At 37.9% G+C, this 21,279-nt stretch carries 16 protein-coding genes, 1 pseudogene and 1 other annotated feature; of the genes and pseudogenes, 2 read left to right on the top strand and 15 right to left on the bottom strand.

Annotation, left to right across the window (positions count from 1 at the left end; all coding sequences use genetic code 11):
• Positions 1 to 12 precede the first annotated feature (12 nt).
• The 4 genes from R4Z09_RS01520 to R4Z09_RS01505 form a co-directional block, all read right to left on the bottom strand.
• Positions 13 to 1,203, bottom strand: coding sequence for a M24 family metallopeptidase (locus R4Z09_RS01520; RefSeq protein WP_338453176.1), 1,191 nt, complete (start codon positions 1,201 to 1,203; stop codon positions 13 to 15).
• Positions 1,204 to 1,444: 241 nt separating this feature from the next.
• Positions 1,445 to 3,145, bottom strand: coding sequence for a PucR family transcriptional regulator (locus R4Z09_RS01515; protein ID WP_338450661.1), 1,701 nt, complete (start codon positions 3,143 to 3,145; stop codon positions 1,445 to 1,447).
• A gap of 72 nt (positions 3,146 to 3,217) precedes the next feature.
• The gene (eutB, locus tag R4Z09_RS01510; RefSeq protein ID WP_338450660.1) at positions 3,218 to 4,225 is read right to left on the bottom strand and encodes a hydroxyectoine utilization dehydratase EutB; all 1,008 of its coding nucleotides are present in this window, start codon (positions 4,223 to 4,225) and stop codon (positions 3,218 to 3,220) included.
• A 289-nt stretch (positions 4,226 to 4,514) separates the two neighbouring features.
• A complete protein-coding gene (locus R4Z09_RS01505) occupies positions 4,515 to 5,990 on the bottom strand; it encodes an MFS transporter (protein WP_422392239.1) in 1,476 nt (491 codons plus the stop codon).
• Positions 5,991 to 7,166: 1,176 nt separating this feature from the next.
• Here R4Z09_RS01505 and R4Z09_RS01500 point away from each other — a divergent pair.
• Entirely contained in the window at positions 7,167 to 7,577 is a 411-nt protein-coding gene (locus R4Z09_RS01500) for a GntR family transcriptional regulator (RefSeq protein ID WP_338450658.1), read from the top strand.
• A gap of 18 nt (positions 7,578 to 7,595) precedes the next feature.
• Positions 7,596 to 7,841 (top strand): annotated as a pseudogene (locus R4Z09_RS01495) (PLP-dependent aminotransferase family protein); the annotation flags it as partial.
• An 874-nt stretch (positions 7,842 to 8,715) separates the two neighbouring features.
• Here the strand turns inward: R4Z09_RS01495 and R4Z09_RS01490 are convergent.
• The 11 genes from R4Z09_RS01490 to R4Z09_RS01440 form a co-directional block, all read right to left on the bottom strand.
• Complete coding sequence (locus R4Z09_RS01490) at positions 8,716 to 9,432, bottom strand: TerC family protein (RefSeq protein ID WP_338450657.1); 717 nt, start codon at positions 9,430 to 9,432, stop codon at positions 8,716 to 8,718.
• 151 nt (positions 9,433 to 9,583) lie between these two features.
• Positions 9,584 to 9,835: an FbpB family small basic protein gene (locus tag R4Z09_RS30960; protein ID WP_422392238.1), complete on the bottom strand. Its 252-nt coding sequence runs from the start codon at positions 9,833 to 9,835 to the stop codon at positions 9,584 to 9,586.
• A 690-nt stretch (positions 9,836 to 10,525) separates the two neighbouring features.
• The gene (locus R4Z09_RS01480) at positions 10,526 to 11,047 is read right to left on the bottom strand and encodes an acyl-CoA thioesterase (protein WP_338453175.1); all 522 of its coding nucleotides are present in this window, start codon (positions 11,045 to 11,047) and stop codon (positions 10,526 to 10,528) included.
• A gap of 103 nt (positions 11,048 to 11,150) precedes the next feature.
• Positions 11,151 to 11,333, bottom strand: a sequence feature (23S ribosomal RNA rRNA prediction is too short).
• A 34-nt stretch (positions 11,334 to 11,367) separates the two neighbouring features.
• Positions 11,368 to 11,550, bottom strand: coding sequence for a Spo0E family sporulation regulatory protein-aspartic acid phosphatase (locus R4Z09_RS01475; protein WP_338450656.1), 183 nt, complete (start codon positions 11,548 to 11,550; stop codon positions 11,368 to 11,370).
• Between the two features lie 119 nt (positions 11,551 to 11,669).
• The gene (locus R4Z09_RS01470; protein WP_338450655.1) at positions 11,670 to 13,760 is read right to left on the bottom strand and encodes a (Fe-S)-binding protein; all 2,091 of its coding nucleotides are present in this window, start codon (positions 13,758 to 13,760) and stop codon (positions 11,670 to 11,672) included.
• Positions 13,761 to 13,845: 85 nt separating this feature from the next.
• Complete coding sequence (locus tag R4Z09_RS01465; protein WP_338453174.1) at positions 13,846 to 14,820, bottom strand: electron transfer flavoprotein subunit alpha/FixB family protein; 975 nt, start codon at positions 14,818 to 14,820, stop codon at positions 13,846 to 13,848.
• Positions 14,821 to 14,832: 12 nt separating this feature from the next.
• Complete coding sequence (locus tag R4Z09_RS01460; RefSeq protein WP_338450654.1) at positions 14,833 to 15,603, bottom strand: electron transfer flavoprotein subunit beta/FixA family protein; 771 nt, start codon at positions 15,601 to 15,603, stop codon at positions 14,833 to 14,835.
• Positions 15,604 to 15,624: 21 nt separating this feature from the next.
• A complete protein-coding gene (locus tag R4Z09_RS01455) occupies positions 15,625 to 16,818 on the bottom strand; it encodes a thiolase family protein (RefSeq protein WP_338450653.1) in 1,194 nt (397 codons plus the stop codon).
• Positions 16,815 to 17,678 carry a 3-hydroxyacyl-CoA dehydrogenase family protein gene (locus R4Z09_RS01450; protein WP_338450652.1) on the bottom strand — a complete coding sequence of 288 codons (864 nt, stop codon included), beginning with the start codon at positions 17,676 to 17,678 and terminating at the stop codon, positions 16,815 to 16,817. The genes R4Z09_RS01455 and R4Z09_RS01450 overlap by 4 nt, the downstream gene beginning before the upstream one ends.
• A 109-nt stretch (positions 17,679 to 17,787) precedes the next feature.
• The gene (locus tag R4Z09_RS01445; protein WP_338450651.1) at positions 17,788 to 19,899 is read right to left on the bottom strand and encodes an acetate--CoA ligase family protein; all 2,112 of its coding nucleotides are present in this window, start codon (positions 19,897 to 19,899) and stop codon (positions 17,788 to 17,790) included.
• Positions 19,886 to 21,064 carry an acyl-CoA dehydrogenase family protein gene (locus R4Z09_RS01440; protein WP_338450650.1) on the bottom strand — a complete coding sequence of 393 codons (1,179 nt, stop codon included), beginning with the start codon at positions 21,062 to 21,064 and terminating at the stop codon, positions 19,886 to 19,888. The genes R4Z09_RS01445 and R4Z09_RS01440 overlap by 14 nt, the downstream gene beginning before the upstream one ends.
• Positions 21,065 to 21,279 lie beyond the last annotated feature (215 nt).

The following is a 21,279-nucleotide window of genomic DNA, read 5'->3' as shown; positions in this document are numbered from 1 at the left end:
TTGTAAACTCTATTAAACTTTAAGATTATAATTTTCGTTTACAAACAACTCTCTTGGAAAATTCGTGAGCACTTCACAGCCAGTCTCTGTCACTCTGAAAGATTCACTTATCTCAATCCCATAATGATCAAACCATAATCCTGGTATTAAGTGAAACGTCATATTCGGCTGTAATACGGTGTGATCTCCTCTGCGAATGCTCGCTGTATGCTCGCCCCAATCAGGCGGATAATTTAATCCCATTGAATAACCAATTCTTGAATCTTTGACAATTCCATGCTTGGAAATAACTTTTGACCAGGCGATTTCAAGCTCTTCACAAGTAGCACCTGGTTTGACTACTTCAAGCGCTGCGTTTAATCCCTCCACTACAATTTTGGATACATCCAATGCTTCTTGACTTGGCTTTCCAAGTGAAACGGTACGTGCTAGTGGTGAATGGTAGCGCTGGTAGCATCCTGCGATTTCAATGATAACCATTTGATTATTTGTATATTTTTTATCTGTCCAAGTGATATGTGGGGTAGATGTATTTTCTCCAGCAGGCAGCATTGGTACGATTGCAGGGTAATCACCCCCAAATTCTTTCGTCCCACGGATTAAGTCTCCATAAATATTGGCAACTGCATCACACTCTCTAACGCCTTCTTGGATCGAATTCACAGCCGTTTGCATGCCGATTTCTACAATTTTTGCTGCTCTCTTAATGAATTCAATCTCCTGATCTGATTTAATAATACGGACATAGTTGACTAGCAAACTAGCATCAGAGAATATCGCATTTGGAAGATTTCTCTTTAAACATTCATAGGATTGTGCTGAAAAATAATAAGAATCCATTTCAAGTCCAATTCGGCTTTTTGATTGGCCAATTTGGGTTAATATTTGAGCAGCAAATTCACTAGGGTGCTTTGTTTTAGAATGGACATAGTCTTCTGGATAAGGGATTATATTTTCATGATAAAGCCATGTAGTGGCCTTTGCTGCATTCGCATCCATTTTTCTGCCTATCCATATCGGTTGATCCTCATCGACTATAACAATTAGCATTTGATCAACATAGAATGACCAGCTATTATATCCAGAAAGATAATTCATATTTGCTGGGTTCGTCACAATTAAAACTTCAATTCCTCTTTCCAGCATACTTTTCTTTGTTTGATCCAATCGTTTTTTATACTCTTTTAAACTAAATGGCAACATCATATTCCCTCGCTTTACTGTATCAATATTGTGTTTTAAAAAGTTATGACCATTTGTTAATTTCATTATAGAGGGAATGCTTCAATAAAACATTCGCTAATATGTATGAATTTTCAGAAATTGTTTTTATACAATTTGAATCATATAGTAGACCTTTTTTCTTTTTTAACAGAGTTTTTACTTGAAAAGTATGTAAAAAAGGGAGTTTGGTACAGAGTATCCCTGTACCAAACTCCCTTTTTTACAATCCATTTATATTAGAGAGATTTGTATTGATTTGTTCTCTCTTAATGACACCTGTTGACCAAACTCGAATACTAAAATCCAACAGGAAAAGATCATCTGGATTAACGAGTGATAGTCCTGTTAATGATTCAATTTTTCTTAACCGGTATAAAAGTGATTGACGGTGAAGATTAAGTTCACGTGCTGTTTGACTTACATTTCCACTATTTCTGTTATAAGCTTTGAACGTATTAATTAAATCCATATCCCGTTTCTCGTCATATTCAACCAATGGTAAAATAGGGGCAGCTATGATTTCTTGCACTTCTTCATTTATTGCCAAATTGAGTAATAACCGATTCATGCGCATTTCATCAAAATTTACCCGTTTTCCAATTCCAATTTGAGTCCTTCCCATATCTAATGCCGCTTTAGCTTTTTTGAAACTTTGGGAAAAGTCTCCATTCCCATCTTTATGTTTTCCGATTCCCCATGAAAAAGTTAAACTAGGAAATAAATGTTTTAATCTTCGTTCAACCAAATCTAAAAAATGATTAACTGAATCAGTATTAGATTCTTTCGTTACTTCTAAAAAAATAATAATCAGATCTCCTTCATAAGCAAATAGCATTTGATGTTTAACAGCTTCTGCTGCAAATAGCAATTCTTCCTTTATATAAATAATCATTTTTTCTAGCCAATTATTATTTTTGGGGTGTCTTTTATGCTCTTTTTCCATCAATGATGCTAAATTCTCTGGATACCCAATAATACATTCATAGGGGATATTCAAATTGTATTGAAACTGCTCTGCTTGCGTCATTTTATATTCCTCAGATAGATTCTCACCCCTGATCATCCTTAATAAAAAGTCATTTTGCAAGCGCATCTCAGCTTTCGTAACGACACTATTTCGAGAAAACCATAATGCACAAGCCATCATAGCATGTTCAATAATATGAATCTCTTGCTGATTCAACTGATACTTTATATTAGAAAGAACACATATTTCCCCTTCATGTACTCCATTTGTTTGAATGGGGAGATGATACAAGTTCGATTCTTCATCAGATATTTTTCTTATTTTAGAATGTAACGGATGGTTGGAGGCTTCTTGATTTTTTTGCATTTTAATTAATTGATTTCTTATACTAAAGACCTTTGATTGTTTAGCACTGCCAGCTACCTGGTTTCCCTTCTTGTCTAAAATTAAAATGGGAAGGTCCAGCTCTTCTTCTACATAATTTGAAATTTGCCCTAGGTTTTTACCATCTAAAATCATTTGAATTAACTTTTGATGAATCCCATTTGAACGTTTTGAATCCTGCTGTTGAATCACGTTTAATTCTCTCATCACTTCATGAATGATATCAGCGAAGCGAATCTCCCATGGAATTTCAATTAAAATAAAATTTCTTTCTTCTGCAAATTGTATGATTTCTTCAGGAATTTCAAATATGTAGCGGCCTGTAGCAATGGCTAATGCTGATGCCCCCGAATTATATACATCTTTTACAAATTCTAATAGAATATCAATATCCTCATAACAGCCAATTCCTGTACTTAGTACAAATTCATTTTCTCTGACAAAGTTTTCAACGGGACTTTCAATAACCGAAACCCATTCAATCAACCTGTTACCTAAAACCTCTTTACCTGATTTTATTTTGGAGTTTTTCAATAGGGGAAGCTCGATAATATCACTGACATGCAGCATGTTCACCATCTCTCCTTTGTAATGATTTTGGAGTTTCTAATTGGACGTCCAGCTTTCATAAGAAGATATAATTTATCCATCCTTTTGTACATAGTTTTGAAGGACATGAGTGACAACAGATAAATCAACATTACATCCAGTAACGATCGTTCCAATTTTTCTATATATTTTTGATAATTTTTTATTTAAAATTGCTGCCATACCAACAGCAGCGGCTCCTTCAACAACCATTCGGTGGGCATCTATCATGAATCCCATTCCTTCAGCAATTTCCTCTTCAGAAACGAGAAGAAGATCATCAACGTTTTCTTTAATCATGTTAAAAGTATACTCATTATTTAATCCTATCCCACCTAGCAAACTATCAGCTAATGTATACTGTTCTCTCAGCACGACCGGATTTCCTACTTTAATGCTTTCATACATGACAGGTGATCTCTCCATTGAGACGCCAATCACTTGAATAGACGGATTAATAGATTTTAACGCAAGAGCTGTACCTGCTAATAAACCTCCACCTGATAACGGAACAAGCAATGCCTCAAGATCGGGGACTTCCTCGAGAATCTCAAATCCAATGGTTCCTTGACCAGCAATAACATCAAGATCATCAAATGGCTTAACGACTGTCATACCATACCTTTCTTCGAGTTCATAGCAATATTTCTCTGCATCGTCTTGACTGTCCCCAATCATTTCAATTTGTGCACCAGATTTTTTTAATGCATCTACTTTTGCCTTCGGAACACGGTTGGATATACAAATGGTAGATTGTATACCTAATTTTTGAGCAACATAAGCAACTGCCAAACCATGATTCCCTGTTGAAAATGTTGCGACCCCACATCTTTTTTCTTCTTCGGTCAAATTTAAAATTTTATTAGCCGCTCCACGAACCTTAAAGGACCCCGTTTTCTGAAGATTTTCTAGTTTAAGATAGACATTTGAGTCTACTTTTTCAGAGAGAGGTAAGGAATGAATCAATGAGGTTGTTGAAATTATTGGTTTAATTTGTTTTCTTGCTTTCCATATTTTTTGAATGAACTGCCCACTTTGTAATCTTTCATATGCCTTGATCAATAAATCCACCCCATATCCTATATTTTTATTATATCTAATTATCGATATATTGCAATAATTCTTAATATACAAAATATTTTTGTGTCAATAGTATTTTTTTAGTGATTTTTGATTTGACTGTTATTAAGGTGATATTCGTCTGTAAGTTTTCGTGCACCAATGAGAAGTCAATCAAGCACGTGATTTATTGCACTAGTTTATCATCTGGAAATACTAATCGACTCAAACAAAGGTAAAACACCTCATAAGTAAGTCCTTTATAAGGTGTTTTACGATATTTATTCCTATGTTATTTTGCAGTGACGTTTGGATTAAACTTACCTTCTACCACTGCTTCTACTGGCAATTCTTCTTTCCACCAGAGAGCCTTATCTGGGTTTTTCAATAGTTCATTGATTTCGCTTGGATCATCTACAGTTGGTGCAGATCCGCGTAACGACCTGCCGGCTGTTTCTTTTACAAAAAAGCCAACGACTACAAGTCCGATGATACAAACTGCCATCAAGTAATAGGCAGGGACCATGCTGTTCTTCGTCAGACTCACGAGCCAAGCAATAACTAGCGGGGTTGTACCACCAAATAAAGAGGTAGAAACATTATACGTGATCGCAAGCGAGCCGTAACGTACCTTAGTAAAAAATAGGGATGGTAATGTTGCAGGAAGAGCACCTTGAAAGGCAGCGAGCGTAATGCCAAGGATTAACAATCCAGCAAAAACAACAAGGTTGTTGTTTGAACTCATCATGATAAAGGCTGGTACACTAAGTAATATCGTACCAATTAGAGCTCCTTTAACAATTTTGTTGCGGCCAATGCGATCGCTCCAATAACCCATCCCTAAAATAATCGGAATCAGCAAAATCATCACAAGAAGATTAAAAACTAATCCTTTTGTTTCACCGTAGCCAAGTTCTTGAGTTAAATAAGATGGCATATACGTGAGAACCATATATAGCGATGTGTTATAAAAGAACACAATTCCTATGCAAATGAAAAGAGGCTTCCAATGGTTTGTCAAAATTTCTTTCAAAGAAGCACGATGACGATCATCTTCCTTTGCTTCTTCCATCGCCTTGAATGCAGGCGTTTCCTCTAAGCGAGAACGCAAATAAAAACCAATAAATCCCATAGGTCCAGCAATTAAAAATGGGATTCGCCAACCCCATTCAACCATTCGGTCAGGACCGATAAGGTATGTCAAAAGAGTGACTAATGCGGCACTGGCACAAAAACCTACAACTGTTCCAACCTCTAAACCACTTGTTAAAAAACCTCGTTTTTTATCCGATGTTGATTCAGCTATATAAGTCATGGCACCCGCATATTCGCCTCCAGTTGAAAACCCTTGGACTAACCTGGCAATCAGTAGCAAGATAGGAGCTGCAATACCGATAGTGGAATAGCTTGGAATGAGGCCGATAAATAATGTAGAAGCGGCCATCATTATTAGTGTAAGAGAGAGGACTTTCTTTCGGCCCACTCGATCTCCCAACATCCCAAAAACAAAACCGCCGACTGGACGTGCGATAAATGCAATGGCAAAAGTAGCAAATGCATAAATCAATTGATGGGCAGGGTCAATCTCAGGAAAAAAAACTTTACCAATCGTAACAGCTAAATACGCATAGAGACCAAAGTCAAACCATTCCATTGCATTACCAAGCGAAGTAACGACAACAGTTTGCTTAGCAACCTTCGTATCTACAACAATAATATCCTCTTTTTTTAAATTACTCATATTTAATTTTCCTCCATCCATCTTCATTACATTTATAAGATAAAAAATTTTCTTGAGTAGATTGATAGATATTCGTTCAAATAAAAGGAAAAACGATACTTATGCAATTTGAGCGAAAATAGAATTGAAGGTACCTAATACTATTTTTTGATTTTAAGGCGATTATCTTGATAACTTGCTTCCATTCAAGTCTTTGTTTTACGGGAAAGCTGCGGGCATTGATGGGGTCAAATCCCAGTGTTATTTCATACATGTTGTAAATTAAATTCGGTGGAACTTTTTATATTGAACTTCAATCTTTAAAGCCGCTACTATTTTCTTTATTTCTCGTCATAATTAAGAAAACGCTTTCATTAAAAGCGGTTATTCAAGCCTAATTGGTTTAGTACATTTCAAGTAAAGTATGTACTGCTATTATTTGTGAAAACTATTGCGTCAGATAGCTAGTGTCCGATTGTACAAAATGATCACTGTATCCGCTTATATGTTCCTCATGCATCCTTGTGGTCATTTCGTATCATCAGCATCCATCCCTTCACATCCATATAGGCTCGTCCTTATCCGATGTAATCATTAGTTCTTGCACAAGTAATATGAATAACCATCATACCCTGACAAGTCATTCATATGAGCGGGATTCGTACTAATTAAGACATCAAATCCGCATTCCTGCTTTTTCATTTTTATCTTATGAATCCTCTAAGGAAACTCAGTTTCTTTACATAACACTGAAATATCACTACCTTTCCAACCTTCTTATATAACAATCCATAAGAAAGTTCTGAGTTTTCTGTATATTTATTAGATTAACAAGAATAAAAAACCTAAACAATACACAAATTGTATGAAGATTTTTTTCTGCTTTTTAGACAATATAACTAAAAAAATCCGATAAATATGGGGCTACGTCAGGAAAATCGAATAAGGTGTATGGTTTTCTAAAAATAGTTTCTTCATCGTAGGAAAACTTTTGTACTGGTGCGACAGGTCTAAACGTTTCTTCATGCATCATGATCATAATAGTATCTATATCTCGTAAAATGGTAGTTTCAGTGCCTGACACAAAAAATATGGATTTATCCATAAAACTATTTTATGATAGTAATAACAATCCATATTCATTGGTTAGGAGTTTGGATATTTATGTATATTAAACTCGATAAAAAGGATAAAAGAACAATTTGGTTACAGATTGTGGATTAGGTGATTGAATATATTACAAATGGACAGCTTGCACCGGGTGATCCGTTGGTTCCTACCCGTCAGCTGGCACAGGAGCTTTCGATTTCAAGATCTAGTGTGCAGATTGCTTACGAAGAACTGCAATCTCGGGGATATGTCATAACCTCACGCAGAGGTGGGACACGGGTGTGTGAGATTATGCCTGATAACAATGGTGAAAAGGCTGAACATACTGTTCCTGTAATTCCGTCGAAACCTTTCCTAGAAGAGAAATCGGAGGGGGTTGATCACTGGCCTGAGGTAGATCATGATGAAAAAGCAGAAATAGACTTTCGTCTTCATGTGCCTTATATTGATCCAACCTTTCAAAAATTATGGCGGCGTGCTTCTAATTCGGCGATGAGAGAGGAAAATGTCTTTGACTGGGGCTAAAGCTCCCCTTACGGATTATACTCTGTAAGGGAACAAATCAGCCGCTACTTAGCCATTGAAAGAGGCATTCATGTTCAGCCCAATCAAATTCTTCTCACCTTAGGGGCAAGGCAGACGATGGATATCATTGCACAAGCCCTCCTGCAGAAAGGCGACTTAGTTTCTGTCAAAGACCCGGGTTTTCCGGTTGCCTGGACATCCATGCGCTACCGCAATATGAGGATTGAGCCGATTCCCGTTGATAATCAAGCTCAACTGCTTTGACAATGTCAATCATTGGTGTAAGGAAGTCTTCAATGACCTGTCATCAATCCAGCATCTCCAAGCATGCATTCTTCCATTAAGGCATTACGTAGGACCCCTTTTAGTTCTCCCTGAAATATTCAATTTCATATCTATACATTAAATGGAACTTTTTCGAACACTGAAATATTAACGTTAAAGTGACTTTTTTAACTATTACAACTAATATACATATATAGACTGAATTTATTTTACATTACATAAAAAATCTAAACCTGAGTTATCACAACCCCTGTTTTCATTTATTACTTTAAAATCACATGTGATTATGGTTGGAAATTCTAATGTGGGATTTACTTTCTGAAGGAAACCAAATTCGATATTATACGTACATAAGCCCAATTTTTTTGTAGCTAGCAAGTATGAATTCAAGCATAGGGAACCATAAAGATTAACTGAGAAAACACATCCATGAAGCCCTTGCTTAACCAAAAAAAGACACAATCCCTTATACAAAGATTGCGCCTTTTATTGAATAATTAAATTAATCATTATGGCTCTTCATCACCTCATTACGAGATTGGGTTATTTGAAGATTAAAACCAGGACAATTTCATATCTTAAGAAAAAACGTTTATAATTATTGATTCTTTAATTTTTAAAAAATACACAAATATTTCTATCACCAAAAAATTTCATCAAATTTCGAATCAACTTTTAAGATAATATTGATAAGTTTATCCTTTGGGTAGACATAGATAAAGTAAAAGGCCAAAAAGAAATTATTGAAGAATGAAGGTACTTTGTTAGATATCATATACAGGGCTGCCTTTCTATTTTCAGCCGTTGGGCGGAAAACGACACCCAGTTAAATAAACTTATCTCAGAAATACCTTTAATTCGACCCGGCCTTTTGTACTTCCTTCATTTCATTATTTACACGTTCTTCTTCATTCTTCAATACCTCTTTATTCTCCTTTAGTTTTCCAACAATAATAACTCCTGCAATGACTACTATTTCGAATCCATATTTAATGAAAGGATTTGTGAAAAATTCTTTTATGAAGGGTTCACCTACTATCATTTTCGATGCTGTCCAAGCTAAGATTGCCGATCCAATTTTGATAATAACTGGGAATCGTTCAATCCATTTCAAGATTAAAGTACTCCCCCACATCACAACAGGTACAGAAATAAGCAGTCCAATTATGACAAGCAAAGTATTACCGTGCGCTGCACCTGCTACTGCTAATACATTATCTAATCCCATTAATGCATCGGCTATAATTACTGTTCTAATGGCTGCCCAAAAATTGTCTCCCGCTTTAATATCATCTTGTTTATCTTCTTCAACTAGCAGCTTGTATGCAATAATGACAAGAAGGAGACCTCCAACTAAATGTAATCCCGGTATATTCAAAAGCCATACAACTGCAAGAGTTGCAATTGTACGAATAATAATAGCTCCAATTGATCCCCATAAAATCACTTTCTTTTGTTGATGTACAGGTAGATTCCTTGCCGCAAGCCCAATTAGTATCGCATTATCGCCTGCTAGTACCAAATCAATGGCAATAATCATAAAAAGTGATGTTAAAAATTCCATTTCCATTAATATTCCTCCCTATATAAGTAAAAAAAAGAGACCTTTTCATGCTAATTAGGCAAAGGTCTTGCTAAGCATGCCAACATAGCCGATGGTGTAATCCTTGTAATGACGACTTTTTTTCAGTTTAAACCTGACGCTACTCCACTTTACGAGGTTAAGATATTATATAATATGTTAATGTTTCCACTGGAATAGATTTTTCTTTTCCATACTGATCACGTCCTTTTAGAGTACTAATATCAGTATGTCTAAGTTTTCCAACAAAGTTAGCTGTGTTAAGTGAGCCTTTAAACTCATGGCGTGTTTCTATACGCTTTTCAATTTTTTCTATTGCTTGTTTATCTTTTAGTAATTCTTGTTTATTATCTTGTACTAACGCTTCAAATGATTTTCTATTCTTACGCATAAGAACACTTCTTTCTTTTGTATTAACTCGTTATAAACATTAATTATTTAAGTAGTAAGATTATTCTGTAATTTATAGGTATAAATAACCTAAAGGCTCTGTTAATTATTATTTTTCTAATTAACTATTTGAACTCGTTATGGCAATTGAAAAGAATTACACCATGAACTCGCTTTTTATAACTTTCTGAGTATATCCGGATTTGATAGATTTTTTTACACCAGAACCAATCATAGATAAATATAACAGTCCTAACTATGTTTGGTATGAGGAAATATTCATGTTGGAGAGGAACGAATTTCATGGATGATTTTTCGTAACATAACAATTTTCCTATCTCCCTGATCTCATATTCTGGGGCTGATTAATTTTCTTAATGCTAGTACAAAGTAATTGAAAGAATTAAGCCTGGTAAAAAGGATAAATAACTTTGGAATCCTTAGTTAACATAACAAATACCTCAAATAGTAACTAGCGTAAAATAAAATTAGAATTCGTGAAATAAACAATTTCAGCAGCCTTTCATGGTTTTGAAAGCCTCTCTTGCTTCTTCTTCTTTCTCAAATTCAAACATGGTTATATTTGAACCGAAAATAAAGAGTGATAACCCACATGAAAACTCCCTCTAATTAAAAACAACTTTTCCCCTTGTCCTATAACTGACAGACGTGTATAACTCGACCAGCTTTATCATAAACTGTGTTCCCAGAGATTACTTGTTGTTAAATAAGCGGCTAACTCTTTGCTTTTTTGTTTTCTTTCTTTGCGTATTCTTGCCCGCTCTGGTGCAGTTTCATGTAGTTTTCTCTCTTCTTCGGTTTCTGGAATGACTTCGGGAACACGCGTGGGACGCTTATGCTGATCGAGTGCGACAAATGTTAAGAGAGCAGTCGCTGCAATTTTACGTTTACCGCTTTTTAAGTCTTCTGCAATAATTTTCACAAATACCTCCATCGAGGAGGTGCCTGTCCATGTCACGTACGATTCAAAGCAGACTGAATCTGTTGGCTGGACGGGATGTAAAAAGTCAACTGAATCAGTGGAGGCTGTTACACATTCTCTTCGACTGTGACGCGCTGCAGATATTGAAGCAACTTGATCCACATCACTCATTAGTCGACCACCAAATAGTGTATTGTGATTGTTTACATCATTCGGAAATACACGACTTGTTCGTATCACTCGTGATTCTTTGCAATATTTTGCTTCCATAAACACATCTCCTCTAATGGAATTACGTTAGCTATTAAATGCCCATATAAACAAAATCGTCGAGCAGCTTAGCTGCCTTCACCACTTTTTCCTAATTCTACATATCATTCAGATCGGAGATAAGTTTTCTATAAAACATCCACGGGAGGCGTCAGCCCCTATACTTCGCCTTGCAGCTTCGCAGAGACCTGTGTTTTTGCTATACAGTCGCCTGGGCCTGTTTACTACTGCTTTTCAAGGCTTTAACACCCTAAAAAGCACCCCTTCTCCCGAAAGTTAATAGAATGAAAAAGAATTGCATTTTGTTGGTTGTGTCTTTTCTATGCAATTTCTACTACAGCAGTTGGATTCTTTAGTTTAAAGATGATTAGTTGGTCTAATTTTTTACTGATATTTAAAGTGTCAGAGCTATTTATTCCTGTTTCTCCAGCAATTTGGACTAACTCTTGTTTCAACTCATTTATCTTCATATCTAATAGATTTTCCTTTAGACAATCTCGCATGCGATAATCTCCTTTCAAAATCAATATATTCTATTATTAAGAAACTAATATAGTTTTATATGCTCTTAAATTAGTTCAAAGGGTGGACAAAAATAATCTGGACAACTTTTTGAATCGCATTACATAACCGATTTCTCCAAAATCTCAACAACATCCAGCGTCTGAACCTCTTCTTCCACTTCTTTTGCCTTTGTTCCATCCCCGATCATTGTTAAGCAATAAGGACAGCCTGTACTGATGATGGTAGGATTTGTTTCCAGCAGCTGTTCAGTTCTGGCCACGTTTATGCGTGTTCCGGTATCTTCCTCCATCCACATGAGTCCGCCTCCGGCACCGCAGCACATAGCTGTTTCACGTTTTCGTTCAGGCTCAACAAGTGTAACACCCGGAATCGCCTTCAAAATATCACGTGGCGCATCATAGACATTATTGTAACGACCTAAATAGCAGGAATCATGATACGTAATTACTTCGTCAAGGGTCTTATTCGGCTTCAGCATTCCTTCTTCTAGCAGCATGGCTAGTAATTGAGTATGATGATACACTTCTGCTTCCAAGCCAAATTCAGGATACTCATTTTTTAAGGTGTTAAAAGCATGAGGATCCATCGTCACAATTTTCTTCACATTATATTTCTTAAACGTTTCAATATTGGCATTTGCCAGCTCCTGGAATAAAAACTCGTTACCAATTCGGCGAGGTGTATCACCGGAGTTCTTTTCTTCGTTTCCAAGAATGGCAAATTTTACCCCTGCATGATTCAATAGACGAACAAAGGACTGCGTAAGCTTTTGGCTGCGGTTATCGTAAGATCCCATTGAACCAACGAAGAATAGATAGTCAAACTCTTCCCCTGCTTTTTTCGATTCTTTTGCCGTTGGAATTGTTACCTCCTCAGTTGCATCACGCCAGTTGACACGTTCCTTACGGTTCATCCCCCACGGATTGCCTTGACGCTCAATATTCGTAATCGCACGCTGGGCATCCGGATTCATTTTTCCTTCTGTCAAAACAAGATAACGACGCAGATCAATAATTTTATCGACATGCTCATTAGCGACAGGACATTGATCTTCACAGTTTCGACATGTTGTACAAGCCCAGATTTCTTCCTCTGTAATGACGTCACCAATTAAACTAACACTTTCCAACGTTGCTGCAACTTCTTCAGCACCACTGCCCGCTAAGGCTAACTGATTTGCTTTCGTGTTTTTGAAAGCAAATGATGGTGCCCACGGCTGCCTTGAAGTAACGGCCGCTCCTTTTTCTGTCAAATGGTCCCTCATCTTCACAATCAGATCCATTGGAGATAATGTTTTTCCTGTACCTGAAGCTGGGCACATATTGGTACATCGTCCACATTCAGCACAGGCGTACAGATCAATCAACTGTTGCTGTGTAAAATCCTCAATTTTTCCAACACCAAACTCCTCAGCTGTCTCATCCTCAAAATCTATCTTTCTTAATTTCCCTACAGGACCAGTTTTCTTAAAAAAGATATTGACCATCGCAAATAATTCATGGAACTGCTTTGACTGTGGTACAAACACAAGGAATGTGAAGACAGTCAGCATATGAATCCACCAAAATACGTAGAATAGCACTGTTCCCGCTGTTGTTCCAATACCGGAAAACAGCAGCGCAATCGCACCGGAGAATGGAGCATAAACCAGATTTGGTTCATGATTCAACATAACCGCTTCGAGTCCTAAAGTAACTAGAATGGATAAAGTCAATGTACTTAATGCGATATAAACAAAAGCGGCTTTGCCGTCACGCTTCCATTGTAGACGCTTTAGCTTTTCACCATAACGGCGGTAAAAGCCGTATACGACAGCCAGAAACATAAGGAATGTTGCCCACTCCTGCAGCAAGCTAAAATACTTATGCGCTTCACCAAATGGAAATTCATACCCTTTAATAAATCCCTTTATAATTAATTCTATGAGTCCTACTTGAATGATAAAAAAGGTATAGAATAATATTAAATGCATTAGACCGCTTTTCTTGTCTTTGAATAATTTTGACTGACCGAAACCGTTGACTAGAATCAGATTGAAACGTTCTTTCAGGTTTGGTTCAAACTCAGCTTTTTTACCAAGCTTAATAAACAAATACCGGGTATATAATAGATTAATAAACAAATAAACTGCATATCCAGCCACGGCCAGGAAAGCAAGTAAATTCAACAATGATAACATCCCTTTCATCCCCCATGGTTGTTTTTAATAAATGGGAGGAACTGAATTCCTCCCTTTCAATCGATGACTGGCACCGACACCCTATACTACTTATTTAGTTAACTGCCACACTTTTAAACTCTTCTACTAATAAAGGCACTACTTCAAATAAATCCCCAACAATTCCATAATCAGCGATACTGAAGATATTTGCTTCCGGATCCTTGTTGATGGCAACAATGACTTTTGAGTTGGACATGCCGGCTACGTGCTGAATCGCACCAGAGATTCCGCAGGCAATGTAAAGGTCAGGTGTGACCACTTTTCCTGTTTGGCCAATTTGTAAGGAATAATCACTGTACCCGGCATCACAAGCTCCGCGGGATGATCCAACTGCTCCACCTAATGCATCAGCCAGCTCCTGCAATACTTTGAACCCTTCTGAACTCTTCACGCCGCGACCGCCGGAAACAACAATTTTTGCCTCTGAAAGGTCTACTCCGCTTGTCGCTTTGCGTACGACATCTTTGACAATCATACGTAAATCTTTTATATCCACTTTGACAGAAGTCACTTCGCCGCTTCGTGATTCATCCTTTTCAAGTGACGCAATATTATTTGGACGGATGGTGGCAAACAACAATCCATTATTTATTTTCTTCTTTTCAAACGCTTTACCTGAATAAATCGGACGAGTAAATACAACATCTTCCCCGTTCTTTTCAATAGCAATTACATCTGAAACTAACCCGCATTGCAGCTTCATTGTAAGACGAGGTGCAACATCCTTCGCATTTCCTGTATGGCCCATAAAAATTCCATCTGGATTTTCAAGCTCGATGATCTGCAGCATTGCTTGCTGATAAGCATCTGTTGTATACAAAGCTAATTGTGGATGATTGACAACAATCACTCTGTCTGCCCCGTATTGAATCAAAGCATCGGTAATCCCTTCTTCTTGTTCACCCAATAGGACACTAACTACTTCTCCGCCGTCTGCCGCCTTTTTAGCAGCTGCGATTGTTTCAAAAGAAATATTCCGTAATACACCGTTTTTTAATTCAGCTAATGTTAATATTTTTTTCATTATGACCCCACCTATTTATAATACTTTTGCTTCTGAACTTAATAATGACACTAACTGTTTCACTTGCTCACGTGCTTCTCCCTCAAGTCTCTTTCCGGCCTGTTTTTCATGCGGGAGGAAAACTTCAATCGAAGATGTCTTTGCTTCAACATCCTCTTCATCTATATCAAGATCATCAAGTTCTACAATTTCAAGCGGTTTTTTCTTTGCTTTCATAATTCCTGGCAATGACGGATACCGCGGCTCATTTAATCCTTGTTGTGCTGTCACGAGAATTGGAAGTGATACTTCAATCGTTTCCATATCCCCTTCCACATCTCTTACGATCAGTGCTTTACCGTCATTTACATCCAGTTTGGTGATGGATGTCACTTGAGCAATTCCTAACCCTTCAGCAACAAGAGGTCCAATTTGCGCAGAGCCACCATCAACCGTCATATTTCCAGCAAGAATTAAATCAATCTCTTGTTTTTCTAAGTATTTGACCAGGATGGACGCAACGGTGTATGTATCGACGTGGTCCAAGTCCTCTATATTAATTAAAATAGCTTTATCTGCTCCCATCGCAAGTGCAGTCCTTAATTGTGCCTCACCGTCTTCTTCTCCAACCGTTACAACCGTCACTTCTCCACCATGCTTTTCTTTTAATACAATCGCCTCTTCGATGGCATATTCATCGTAAGGATTTATAATGAATTCGGCATCCCCTTCATGGATCTGACCGTTTTTAATGAAGATCTTTTCTTCTGTATCAAAGGTTCTTTTCATCAAGACAAAAATATTCATTTCTATTCTCCTCGTATTCTATTAAATTTGTAAATTCTCAACGATTGTCGTAATCCCCATACCCCCGGCAATACAAAGGGTGACAAGACCGTACTTTTCACCGCGTCTTTCCATTTCGTGCAATAATTTTGTCATTAAAATAGCACCTGATGCTCCAATCGGGTGACCAAGAGCAATCGCACCGCCGTTTACATTGACTTTATCCCAGCCTATATTCCATTCTTTTATAACGGACAATGCTTGGGCCGAGAAAGCTTCGTTTAATTCAATCAAACCGATATCATCAAAGGTTAGCCCTGCCATTTTTAATGCCTTCAGGGTAGAAGGAACAGGTCCAATTCCCATGATTTCTGGAGAAACACCAGATGCAGCTTGTGCAATTACTCTTGCCTTTGACTGCAATCCTTGTTTTGCCGCCGCCTCTTCTGACATAACAAGTAATGCCGATGCACCATCATTTCTGCCGCTGCTATTTCCAGCTGTAACGGAACCATCCGCTTTAAAAACTGGCTTTAATATAGAAAGTTTCTCATAGGATGTTTGACGTGGATGTTCGTCTCGATCAAATACAACGGTTTGTTTTTTCCCTTTTATCTCAAATGGAACAATTTCTTTATTAAAAATACCCTTTTCTATAGCTGATAGAGCCAATTCTTGACTGCGGGCGGCAAATTCATCCTGTTCAGCACGAGAAATTTGATATTTTTCCGCTAAATTTTCTGCTGTGATTCCCATATTCAATTTCCCATAAACATCTATTGGCTGTGACCTAGGCTGACTTTCAGTATTTGGATCTAAAATCTCACCATTCCCAGCTCCATATCCATATCGAGCCTTTCGAATATAATAAGGGGCCGTACTCATGCTTTCTGCACCGCCGGCAACAACTACATCTGACAGCCCGCATTGAATTTGCTGCACGGCATTATTAATAGCTTGAAGTCCTGAACCACATTGACGATGAATGGTGTAGCCTGGTACTTCGATTGGATATCCAGCTCGCAATAATGAAAGTCTTGCTAGATTGGAAGAATCAGCACTTTGTTTGCCTTGTCCTAAAATGACTTCATCTACTTGATTTTTATCAATCCCTGTACGAAGAGCAATTTCCTCCAATACTTTTGCTCCTAAATAATCTACTTCGATATCTTTTAAACTGCCGCCTAAACGACCGATAGCCGTTCTAACTGAATCAACGATAACTGCATTTCTCATTTACTTTCCACCTCATTACGATAGTCAAAGAAACCAACCCCTGATTTCTTTCCAAGTCTTCCAGCCTTCACATATTTTGTTAACAGCGGGCTTGGACGATATTTTTCTCCTAATGTTTGATACAAATATTCCATATTTCGGAGCCTTGAATCCAATCCTACAAGATCTGCCATTTCAAGCGGCCCCATTGGGTGGTTTAACCCTAATTTGATGGCTTTATCGATATCTGCTGCAGATGCGACACCTTCCATCAGCATATTCATCGCTTCATTGCCTATTAAACAATTCATCCGGCTTGTTACAAATCCCGGAAATTCATTGACTTCAACGGTTTCCTTTTTCATTTGCTCTGCAACCTGTCTGGTTGATTCATAGGTTTCATCCGATGTATTTAAGCCTCTGATGATTTCCACGAGTTTCATTTTGTGAGGAGGATTGAAGAAGTGCATGGCGATACATTTATCAGGTCTTGATGTTTGTGCTGCAATTTCGGTCGGGCTCATCGTTGACGTATTGGTCGCCAGGATGGTGTGTGCTGGGCAGATGTCATCCAGCTTTTTAAAGATTTCAATTTTTAAGTCCATCTTCTCAAGAGCTGCCTCAATAACAAGATCCGCTTCCCCTGCTGCTTCCTCCATACTTGTTGTAAAAGTAATTCGATTAAAGCTTTCGATTTCTTCTTCTGCTGTCATGTAACCCCTTTCGACAGCTTTCTTCATTTCAGCTTTAATATAAGCTTCAGCTTTCTCTAATGCTTTTGTGCTAATATCCTGAAGCTGTACTTGAAAATGATTGACACTAGCAGCATAGGCAATTCCTGATCCCATTACACCGCTTCCGATTACAGCTATTTTCTTCATCGTTTCCGCTCCGTTCTCCGTATGCTATTTTAGATAAATCCTGCGCGAAAGGTTGTTTCATTGCTTTCTTCTTTCACGCAGGCAAATATAGTCAATTAAATACAGGTCTTTACTTAGTTTTTAACAGCTGGCTATATTTCACTAGGTAATTCATGACGCTCACTACTCGTTCTGGAGATGCGTAGACAGGTAAATTTCCTTTCTCGTATAGCTCCATTGCTTTTGGAGCAATTCCATCTGCTCCCAAACGACCAACAACAATCGGTTTATCTTGATCTCTTTGAACCTCCATAATCGCTTCTGCAATAACCGCTGCACCCGGATCAGCATTCGTTGTTAACATGACAATAACTCCATCAATCTCCTGGTCTTCGGCAAGTGTTTGCAACACTTTTTTGAACATTTCAGGCTTAGCAATAACCTCCGCTGTTACATCGACTGGATTTTGCGCATTCCCAAATGGCGGGATAAGCTCTTTTATTATTTCGGAACTTTCTGTTAATTCTGGAACGATTAATCCCTTTTCCGAACACAAATCCGCAATGACACTGCAAGCTCCGCCTGAAGCGGTCAATACACCAATGTGATTACCCTTTGGTAATTTTTGAACCGTGAACGCTCTTGACACATCAATCATTTCATCTAAATTCGAAATTCTTAGAGCGTCAAGCTTTTGGAATGCTGTTGAATAAACCGCATCATCCCCTGCAATGGAACCGGTATGAGACTGCACGGCTCTTTTTCCAACTGCCGACCTCCCTGTTTTAAACACCAATACCGGTTTCTTTGCGTCTAAAGCTTTGGCCGTTGCTTGTTCAAATGCTTTGACATCTTTAATCCCTTCCATAAAGACCGTAATTACCTTTGTCAATTCATCCTCAGCCAATAGTTCAATAAAATCTGTCGTGGTCAAGTCCGCTTCATTTCCAACACTTACCCATCTGCTAAAACCGGCACTTTGTTCCCATGCACGGCTTAAGAGGGCACTTCCCATTGCACCGCTTTGTGAGATAAAGCCAATATTCCCATGTGGCTTCACTTTTGATTCCAAGGCAGCTCCAAAAGCGGTATAAATGTTTTTGGATGGGCTCGCAATCCCTATGGAATTCGGTCCAAGCACACGGATATTTCCTTTTTCCGCAAGATTCAGTAGCTCTTCCTGAAGTTTTTTCCCTTCTTCCCCTACTTCCGCAAAGCCGGAGGAGTATACAATGACTGCTTTTACGCCTTTTGCGATACAATCCTCCATGACTTTTGGAACGCTTTTTGCCTCAACAATGATACAAGCCAAATCAATCTCTTCCGGAACTTCTCTGATATTTGGATAAGCTTTATAGCCTTTAATTTCAGAGGCACCTGGATTAATTGGGTAAAGCTTTCCAGGGAATTGATTTTCAACCAGGTAGCGGAAAAGCCGTCCGCCATTTTTCTTTTCGTTTGCAGATGCCCCAACCACCGCTATAGAAGCAGGGTTAATCATTTTCTCAAGATTTTCAAGTGATCTTCGCTTAGGTTCTGTTTCTTTCTTTTCTCCTAATAAAATCCTCACATCACAAATGAAAGCATCTTGATCTGCAAAAATAACGGGATTGAGGTCTAACTCTTCAATTTCCGGTCTTTGCTCTACTAATTGATTTAATCCAAGACAAATGTCTGCTATAACTTTCTGATTCAACCCTTCTTGACCGCGGTAGCCTTTAATAATCGGGTATGTTTTCAATTCCTGCAGCATTTCTTCAACATCTTCTAGAGAAACCGGCATCATTCTCATGGCAAAATCCTTCATAATTTCAACGAAGATTCCTCCAAAGCCAATCACAAGCTGGTGACCAAATACAGGATCCTTTTTCACCCCAAAGATTAATTCTGTTCCTTTTGGAGCCATTTTTTGCACGAGAATTCCTGCCATGACCGCATTATCATTGTAATTTGAAGCGTTCTCCATAATCTCAATAAAAGCTGCTTCCACTTCTTCCGCACTTTGGACATTTATTTTAACGATTCCTGCTTCAGTCTTGTGAACAATATCTCTTGACATCCCTTTAAGTACAACAGGATATCCAATTTTTTCTGCAAACTGAATCGCTTCTTGCTTCGTTTGAACCAGTTGAGATTGGGCAACTGGAAGCCCCAACTCTTGTAAAAGCTGGGCTCCTTCATGCTCCATTAAAAAGAGTGGTTTTTCTGCTATAGCAATGGAAACATTATTATTTAGTGACAACTTTTTCTCCCCCTGTCTTTGGTCTTCTTTGACTAAATCTCATACCTAATACATCTTCAGCAATTTTATTTTTCAATACTTCCGGAGTTCCACCGGCAATCATCCAGCCTCTAATTCTTCTAAAAATATACTCTAGCGGGTAATCAGTAGAGTAACCGTAACCGCCGAAGATTTGAACTGCTTCATGCGCTACTTCAAATGCAGATGTATTAATATAAGCCTTTGCCATATTTGCTTCCAAAGGATTTGGCGCCCCTTTATCCGCATTTGATGCAGCTTTATATAATAGAAGTCTTCCAGCCTCTAACTTCATTTTCATTTCAGCTAATTTCCATTGAGTTCCTTGGAATTCAGCTAATGGACGTCCAAATTGTTCTCTTTCCTTTGCATGCTGTACAGCCATGTCAAAGGCAGCCTGTGCTAATGCTAATGATCTAGATGTATTTCCCATCCGTTCAATGTTAAACATGGTAAACAAACGTTTAAATCCATTATCAGGAACTAAAATATTGCCAACTGAGACTTCACAATCTTCAAAGTATAATGCGCAATGCTCTTCACCAGACATATGCGTTTCCGTTTTTCCAATGGTAAAACCAGGAGCGCCTCTTTCCACTAATACAGCACCGCACGTTTTCACACTGTCTCCAAAATTAACCCAAACAACATAATAGGAATTATGTGGTCCATGTGTATTAAACACTTTTGATCCATTGATAATGACTTTATCGCCTTCAATACGAGCTTTCGTTTTTAAGTCTGTTACCGCAGAACCTGCGTTAGGCTCTGACATCGCAACAGAGATAAGCTTTTCACCGGCTAAAATAGTTGGAAGAACACGCTGTTTCAATTCTTTTGAGCCATAGGCAGCCAATTGGCGAATCGCCCCGAAGTTTCCGACTTGAAGCATATCAGCTGTACTTGGACAAACTTTTGCCACTTCTTCCATAACAATTATCGCTTCAACTAATGACATTCCTTGACCGCCGTCCTCAACTGGAAGAGTCATGCCCATTAATCCATTTTCCGCTAGAATGTTAGCATTTTCCCAAGGTACTTCATGATTTTTTGTCCATGTATATGCCTTTTCTGAGAACTTTTCCTTTGCAAAGTTTCTCGCCCATTTTTGTAATTCTAGTAAATCTTCGCTTAAGTTGAAATCCATTTTAAACTCTCCCCTTTTGGTATGATTGATTTATAATTGCTTTCATAATTACAAGTAGCAAGATGCGTGCCAACTTTAATAAATACTTATCAGAATGATTTTTTATAGACCCTGTTAAACACTGGTGTTGATGCTCCGAATGCCTATGGGGCCTGCGTTCAGCAAATTATTCAAGCTGAAAAAAAAAGCTAAATACATGCCCCATAGGCGTTTTA

Origin of the sequence: Niallia oryzisoli, from assembly GCF_036670025.1 — a bacterium.
GTDB lineage: Bacteria > Bacillota > Bacilli > Bacillales > Cytobacillaceae > Bacillus_BD > Bacillus_BD oryzisoli.
The sequence above is the reverse complement of the archived record's forward strand: the minus strand, read 5'-3'. Positions and strand labels throughout refer to the sequence as shown.